The sequence below is a fragment of the Candidatus Methanocrinis alkalitolerans genome, assembly GCF_029167205.1.
In the GTDB taxonomy this organism is placed as follows: Archaea; Halobacteriota; Methanosarcinia; order Methanotrichales; family Methanotrichaceae; genus Methanocrinis; species Methanocrinis alkalitolerans.
Genome location: NZ_JARFPL010000088.1, coordinates 1 through 1,236, shown reverse-complemented (window position 1 = coordinate 1,236; position 1,236 = coordinate 1). Strand labels below are relative to the sequence as shown.

1 protein-coding gene is annotated in these 1,236 nt (G+C 45.5%); it reads right to left on the bottom strand.

Annotated features, from left to right (window positions below; genetic code table 11):
- The coding region (locus P0O24_RS12455; RefSeq protein ID WP_316970072.1) for an IS4 family transposase at positions 1-1,094 on the bottom strand (1,094 nt) is incomplete at its 3' end.
- Positions 1,095-1,236: the final 142 nt, after the last annotated feature.

The following is a 1,236-nucleotide window of genomic DNA, read 5'->3' as shown; positions in this document are numbered from 1 at the left end:
TAAATTTTCCGACTTATTATTAGCGTAAGTATAGCTATCCAGATCATCGCCTCAATAACTTGAGGATTAGATGTAGGAACCATATCTAGCGCATACCTGCTCTTGAGTTCTTTAAACAGGATCTCGATCTCCCATCGAGCCCCGTACAGCCTCGCTACTTCTTCAGGTTCCAACAACTCTGGAGAGATATTTGTAACATACAAATGATACTTGTCTTCATCCTCGTTGTATATCGCCACCAGCCTGAACCGCTCGTTATCTCTTTTCTCCTTGCCTCGATAAGCTCGGCGGTTGAAGTTCACCTCAACTTCGACATCCAGGACCTGTCTCTTTAAGTCCTTCAATACATCCTGAAGATGCTTTCCTCGAACGTCGATGCTTCTGCCTCGACAGGTACGATGGGTTTCAATGATGAAAGGATTTGCGTTGCTTTTCAGCCTCGAAACGAAGTATCCGCCGTTTTCCTTGATCCGAGTGAATATCTGATACTTGTAGAACCCCAGGTCAATAAGCAGGATCCGGTCCTTTATCCATGGCCCTATCCTCAAAGTCTTTATATCGTTCGTGTTTTCGGAGAAGAGAGCTACACTCTTAGGACCGCAGGCTACTGCACTCGTGAGAACGGAAACCTTGACGCCTGCGGCCACTTTTCGAGATCTGGTAGCTGGCCAGATCTTAGCCAGCTTTGAGTGTAACCTGATGATGGTGGAGTCCTGGATCAAGACGTCTTCGAAAGGTGAAAGACGATCGCTGAGGGTTCGACCGGGTTCCTGAGCCGAGTATTCAACGCCTCGAACTACACACTCTCGGAGAAACGCAACAAGCTCTGGAGTGAACCTGTAGTACCAGCTACTATCGCTCAAAATCTGCTTAGAAAATCTCTCATAGTCGCGCTTAAGAGCTGCAAGAGTCCGTTGAAGAAAGACCCCATAGCCTATTGATAGAGACCAGAAGATATAAATTGGATCGATCTTACGCTCACGCTTTATCAAACCTGTCTCTTTCGCCTTATCTCTCAGCCATTCAGGCGGAAATAGAGCACAAAGCTCCATCATAATCAGGTCAATATCCACATTTAAGTGACGAGCGACCACGGATGCTACCCCCGGTGAATTATATATCAGTGGTCTATAGTTCCAATAGGTTATTAATAAGGTTATGCTATATTTTGTATAACGGAAGTGGGATCAAAAATCTGCGAGACTATTTAAACCGATCCTTAACCGATGACCTATG